The 6,000-nt window shown below is 63.5% G+C and carries 5 protein-coding genes and 1 pseudogene; 3 read left to right on the forward strand and 3 right to left on the reverse strand.

The features are described 5' to 3' along the window. Nucleotides 1-126 precede the first annotated feature (126 nt). Nucleotides 127-978: pseudogene (locus PM2_RS15805) on the reverse strand (magnesium chelatase domain-containing protein); the annotation flags it as partial. A gap of 257 nt (nt 979-1,235) precedes the next feature. On the opposite strand from PM2_RS15805, the gene PM2_RS15810 reads away from it, so the two are divergent. Next, on the forward strand, nt 1,236-3,254 hold the full coding sequence (locus tag PM2_RS15810; protein ID WP_028699229.1) for a DUF4034 domain-containing protein: 2,019 nt from the start codon (nt 1,236-1,238) through the stop codon (nt 3,252-3,254). A 1-nt stretch (nt 3,255) separates the two neighbouring features. On the opposite strand, the gene PM2_RS15815 is transcribed toward PM2_RS15810, so the two are convergent. Then, nucleotides 3,256-3,609, reverse strand: a complete 354-nt coding sequence (locus PM2_RS15815) for a gamma-glutamylcyclotransferase family protein (protein WP_016712642.1) — start codon at nt 3,607-3,609, stop codon at nt 3,256-3,258. Then, nucleotides 3,610-3,876 (reverse strand): accessory factor UbiK family protein, encoded by a 267-nt coding sequence (locus PM2_RS15820; protein WP_026020301.1) that lies wholly within the window; start codon nt 3,874-3,876, stop codon nt 3,610-3,612. A gap of 370 nt (nt 3,877-4,246) precedes the next feature. Here PM2_RS15820 and glnK point away from each other — a divergent pair, with 370 nt between their 5' ends. Beyond that, complete coding sequence (gene glnK / locus PM2_RS15825; protein WP_002555808.1) at nt 4,247-4,585, forward strand: P-II family nitrogen regulator; 339 nt, start codon at nt 4,247-4,249, stop codon at nt 4,583-4,585. A gap of 46 nt (nt 4,586-4,631) precedes the next feature. Next, entirely contained in the window at nt 4,632-5,963 is a 1,332-nt protein-coding gene (locus PM2_RS15830) for an ammonium transporter (RefSeq protein WP_016712640.1), read from the forward strand. Nucleotides 5,964-6,000: the final 37 nt, after the last annotated feature.

Genomic DNA, 6,000 nt, shown 5'->3' on the forward strand with positions numbered 1-6,000 from the left:
CGTCTGTTCTGCACCTCTGACCACTTAAGTATAGGTACCAGGTCCTGGTTGGGCCATCCCGGCTAGATTTCAGCAGCTCGCGAGCGAGTCGCATTTATTTCGATTTTTTCGCAGCTATTTCGAGAACCTACAGCTGCCTCCGACCAGTGCCGGGCCGGAGGCGGAATGGTGAGGATGGCGAAAAGGCCGTTGTGGCCAGCTGTTCAGCGGTGCATGCCCGCTGACCGACTGAATGGCCGCTACTTCCAGCGCCTCGTGCTCGTCCAGCGGCGGCAGCAGCCCGGGCAGGCGGCTGGCGAGCAAGGTCTTGCCGGTGCCTGGGGGGCCTGTGAACAACAGGTTATGTGCCCCGGCCGCTGCCAGTAGCAAAGCCCGTTTGGCTGCCAGTTGGCCCTGCACTTCGCTCAGGTCCGGGTAGGGGCGTTGATGCAGGATCAGGCCATTGGCAGCGTACGGTGGCAGTGGCACCTGGCCATTCAGGTGGGCGACCAGCTCCAGCAGGTGCCCCACTGCATACACCACCAATCCACCCGCCAGGCTGGCTTCCTCGGCATTTTCCCGTGGTACCACCAGCGCCCGGCCTGCCTCTCGCGCTGCCAGTGCAGCGGGTAGCACGCCCTGCACCGGGCGCAGTTTGCCTGACAGCGCCAGTTCGCCCAGGCATTCGACCTCGGCGAGGGTGGCAACCGGCACCTGGCCGTCGGCAGCCAGGATGCCCAAGGCAATGGCCAGGTCGTAACGCCCGCCATCCTTGGGCAGGTCGGCAGGGGCGAGGTTCTGGGTAATGCGCCGCTGCGGGTAGTTCAGCCCGGAGTTGACGATGGCGCTGCGCACCCGGTCCTTGCTTTCCTTGACGGTGGTTTCCGGCAAGCCGACCAGGGTGAGATGGGGCAAGCCATTGGCCAGGTGGGTTTCGACGCTGACTGCCGGTGCCTGCACACCCACCTGGGCGCGGCTATGGACGAGGGCTAGGGACATGGACGCTCCGTTGTCGCTGGAAAGGGCCGCTTCCTGCGGCTGGGGCAAGGATAGCCAGCGCCGTGCCTGGGTGGCGCAAGAAGTGTGCGTCATGGTTTTTCAGGGCAGGGACTTTCCCTGTATTTTCAGGCAGATTGGCAAGAATGGATCCAATTGCCTTTGCGCAGGCGCCTGCTATGACTTAGTGTTGTTGGGCAACTGCCGTTGCCATGGGATGGTACTGCGGCTTCTTTCAAATGGACTTGAGGTATTGCGCCGTGCAAACGCTCGCCCGCACGCGCCAGGTTATCCGCGAACTGGTGCAGGCCAATTCATTCATAGAACTCACCCGCTTTTTCGACAGCCTAGAGGCGCAATGGCACCAAGCCCCGCCCGGCGAGTTTCCCGCCTACATGGCGGCCCTCGAGGGGCACATGCTGGTCGACCAGGGTAGCCAAGGCGACAGGGCGCTGAGCCAGGTGCTCAAAGCCTGGATCGATGCCTGCCCCAAGGCCTACCACCCGCAGGTGGTAATGGGCCTGCATTGCTTCCACCGCGCCTGTCAGGTGCAGGGCGGCGGCCAAAGCAACGCGGCGCGCGTGCTGGCCGTGGAGCAGATTTGTGAACGCGCGACGGCGCACTTGCTCCGCGCCATGGACCGTTCTGCCCAGCCTGTGGCAGCGGCCATTGGTATGCTGCGCATCAGTGCGCAATTGCGCGAGCCCGGCTGGTTGGTCGAGCTGTTCCAGGGGCAGCCCGCCCGCTACAGGCCCAGTGCCCATACCGATGTGGAAGTGCAGGAGGCTGCGGCCCCATTGCTGGTGAAGCATGGGCTGCTGCCCCTGGCCGAATTGCCACGGGCATTGCCGGCATGCCTGAGCAGGCGGGTCGATCACGAGAACGACGCCCCCCGCTATTACTGGCTGCGCCATGCGCTGGTCGCCCGCCCGGGTTGCTTCGAAGCGATCCAGGCCCTCGCCGAATACTTGCTGCCCCGTTGGGGCGCCAGCTTCGATGCGCTGGAGCTATTGGCCAATGGACCCTTGTGCGAGGCGTGGGACGAAGCGTTGCGTAATGCGTTGCGCTGGATGGCCGTCGAAGACCGGCTGAAACTGCCCCATGGCGACCAGGTGCAGGCCGTCGCGGATTGGCAGCAGCTGTTCGACGCCTGGTTGCAACGCCTGCTAAGGCCCAGGGAGCGCGCTGTCGTGCTGGCTTGGCGAGCCGCGCTGCGCAGCAGTGCCTTGCAGGACCCTGTCGGTGGTATGCGCGACTTTACCGCGAGCTTTGCGTGCAACGCCGATCACGGCGCAATCCGCGCCATGGGCGTTCCGTTTCGCTGTCTGGTCGAGCTGATACTGCGCGATGGCGTGGCAGATGAACAACAGCTGTTGCGCACAGCCATCGAGCGCCTGTGCGAAGGTCGCTCGCATGCTGGCGCCTGTGCACTGCGTGCTGTCGGGCATCGTTTCGGCCTCTGGGGGATGCTGCGCTCGGCCGAGCAGGCAAGGGTATGGTCGCAGGTGGCGGTGAAACTCCAGCGCGCGGGCCAGGTATCGGGCCTCGAGGTGCTTGGGGCGGCGCGGCTGCTGTGGGCAGCCAACCGGCATGAGCTGGCCTGTTACCTGTATGAGCGCTGTGCCGAGCTGAACCTGCCGGGGGCTGCCCTGGGACTGTACGAGCTGCACAGCGGCGGCCTTGGCAACACCCCGGCGCACTATCAGGATGACGAGGCGGCAGAGCACTGGCTGCTGCGTGCGGTGGAAACAGGCAGCCGGCAAGCCAAGTACAACCTGGCCTGCTTGCGCATGGAGGGTGATGAGGACCTCAACGAGCGCGGTGCCATGCTGGCCGTCAGGCTCCTGCTGGTCGACGCGCTGGGCAATGCACAAACCAATGCACGCGCGCGCTTGCACCTGGGGATTCTGTTGCGCCAGTTTGGCGAAACACAGGAACGGGCCGAAGCGGTCGCCTACCTGTCGAGCCTGGTCGAGCACCCGGACCCGTGGATTGCCGGGCGTGCCAGCGCCGAACTGGGGTTGGCCTGGATGCAGGGGCGCGGCACCCGCAAGCAGAGCCGTTTTGCCGCCATCGAATGGGCCAACCGTGCGGCCGCTTTGCAGCCAGGGGACTCGGTCATCGAGGATATCCAGGCCGAGATACTCAACTCACACAACAGGGTGAAAACCCTGTTCACTCAGTGCGGTGCGGCCCTGTTTCGCGGCACCCTGCATGCCAGTGAGCTACCGCCGAAACAAGCGGCGTCCCGGCTACCTCGACTACGGGCCTCGGCCTGATTCAGGCGCGCACATAAACCCAGGCAGTCAGGCCCGAGGCAAGGGTGACGGCGACACGCTTGTAGTCGGCGACTTCATAGCGGTCTGCCGCCGCCAGCTCTTCCTCGCTGATCTGGAAGACCATGCCGGCCACGCTGTCATCGGCCTGGCTGCTGGGTGACACGATGGGGTGATGGGACTTGCCGCTGGCCGCCAGTACGGCCGGGTCGGTGATCTCGACCCAGTCCTGGCGGTAGCCCGGCATGCGGTCGGCCTGGCCGTTCAGCTCACGGCCGAAGTTGGCCAGTTGCACGGCCTTGTCCTGCAAGGTGCCGTAGGAAAACAGCAATACCGGGTGGGCGCTGGAGGGCTGCATTCACTCATCCTGTGGGGTCGGGTTCAGCCGTGCTTCCAGCTCGGCTACTTGTTTTTCCAGGGCCTCGAGGCGTGCGCGGGTGCGCGCCAGCACAACCATCTGGCTGTCGAATTCATCGCGGCTGACCAAGTCCAGCTTGCTGAAGGCACCTTGCATCAGCACCTTGAACTGGCTTTCCAGCTCTGCGCGGGGCTGGGCGGTATCGCCGCTGAACAGGCGGGAGGCCTGGTCGCTCAGGGCATCGAGAAGGGCTTTTGGCGCGAGCATGGGGCTGTCCACTGAAACTGAGAATGGCCGGCAGTGTAGCACGGGCCATTACGCGGCTTGGGCCACACGCCTGCACGTTTTTCGCGCAGCGCGCCCTGCTGGCGCGCACCGAAAATGTGCATGTTTTCCATGCTGGCGACTGGCCAATCCCGACTGATTTGCATAACTCACTGTTTTTCGGTGCTTTGCCGGAACTGGCAAGGTTTCTGCAAAGACCTGTACGAGCCATGCACTGATGCAGTTCCTTGTGACCAGGCAGTGCGCACGCGGAGCCGGATGCCGACGACGCGTTACAAAGCCAACCGCTGCGCTTAGACTTGAGACGGGTTTGTTTTCCTGGGGCAAGTCCACCAAATCGGGAGAGAGTTTCATGAAGCTAGTCACAGCCATCATCAAGCCGTTCAAGCTGGACGACGTGCGCGAGTCGCTGTCGGAAATCGGCGTGCAGGGCATCACCGTCACCGAAGTCAAAGGTTTCGGTCGCCAGAAGGGCCACACCGAGCTGTATCGCGGTGCTGAATATGTGGTCGATTTCCTGCCCAAGGTGAAGATCGATGTCGCCATCGATGACAAGGACCTTGATCGGGTAATCGAAGCCATCACCAAGGCAGCCAACACCGGCAAGATTGGTGACGGCAAGATTTTCGTGGTGAATCTGGAGCAGGCGATCCGTATCCGTACCGGCGAAACCGATACCGACGCGATCTAAGCAGCAACAAAGCCTCACCAAACCCAAAGCCCCAGGAGAAAACAACATGACTCTGCGTAAGATCGCAGGGCTAGGAGCCCTATTGTCCCTCGTAATGCCCGGGCTTGCCCTGGCAGAGGAAGCTGCCCCAGCGCTGAACTCCGGCGACACCGCCTGGATGCTGACCGCAACGGCGCTGGTGCTGTTCATGACCATTCCGGGCCTGGCCCTGTTCTATGGCGGTATGGTGCGTTCCAAGAACGTGCTGTCGGTGATGATGCAGTGCTTCGCAATCACCGGCCTGATGAGCATTCTCTGGGTCGTCTACGGCTACAGCATGGCCTTCGATACCACCGGTATGGAAAAGGGCGTGCTCAACTTCAACTCCTTCGTCGGCGGCTTCTCCAAGGCCTTCCTCAGTGGCGTCACGCCCGAGAACCTGACGTCGGCCACCGCGCTGTTCCCTGAGGCGGTGTTCATCACCTTCCAGATGACCTTCGCCATCATCACCCCGGCGCTGATCGTGGGTGCCTTCGCCGAGCGCATGAAGTTCTCCGCGATGCTGGTGTTCATGGGCATCTGGTTCACCCTGGTGTACGCGCCGATCGCGCACATGGTGTGGAGTGGTGACGGTGCACTGATGTGGGACTGGGGCGTACTGGACTTCGCGGGCGGCACCGTGGTGCACATCAACGCCGGTATCGCAGGCCTGGTCTGCTGCCTGGTGCTGGGTAAGCGCAAGGGCTACCCGACCACCCCGATGGCCCCGCACAACCTGGGTTACACCCTGATGGGCGCTGCCATGCTGTGGATCGGCTGGTTCGGCTTCAACGCAGGCTCCGCTGCTGCCGCCAACGGCACCGCCGGCATGGCCATGCTGGTCACCCAGATCGCCACTGCCGCTGCTGCACTGGGCTGGATGTTCGCCGAGTGGATCGGCCACGGTAAGCCAAGTGCCCTGGGCATTGCCTCGGGTGTGGTTGCCGGCCTGGTCGCCATCACCCCGGCTGCAGGCACCGTGGGCCCGATGGGCGCCCTGGTGATCGGCCTGGCTTCGGGTGTGATCTGCTACTTCTGCGCGACTACCCTCAAGCGCAAGCTGGGTTATGACGACTCGCTGGACGCCTTCGGCGTGCACGGTATCGGCGGCATCATCGGTGCCATTCTCACCGGCGTGTTCGCAGCCCCGGCGCTGGGCGGCTTCGGTACTGTCACCGACATCGGCATGCAGGTCTGGATCCAGGCCAAGGGCGTGATCTTCACCGTGGTCTACACCGCCATCGTCACCTACGTGATCCTCAAGGTGCTGGATGTGGTGATGGGCCTGCGGGTCAACGAAGAAGAAGAGTCGGTCGGCCTCGACCTGGCTCAACACAACGAACGCGGCTACAACCTGTAACTGCGACGCGGTAAAAATTTGCCCGGCTTGCCGGGCA

Source organism: Pseudomonas monteilii NBRC 103158 = DSM 14164 (genome assembly GCF_000730605.1).
GTDB classification, from domain to species: Bacteria; Pseudomonadota; Gammaproteobacteria; order Pseudomonadales; family Pseudomonadaceae; genus Aquipseudomonas; species Aquipseudomonas monteilii.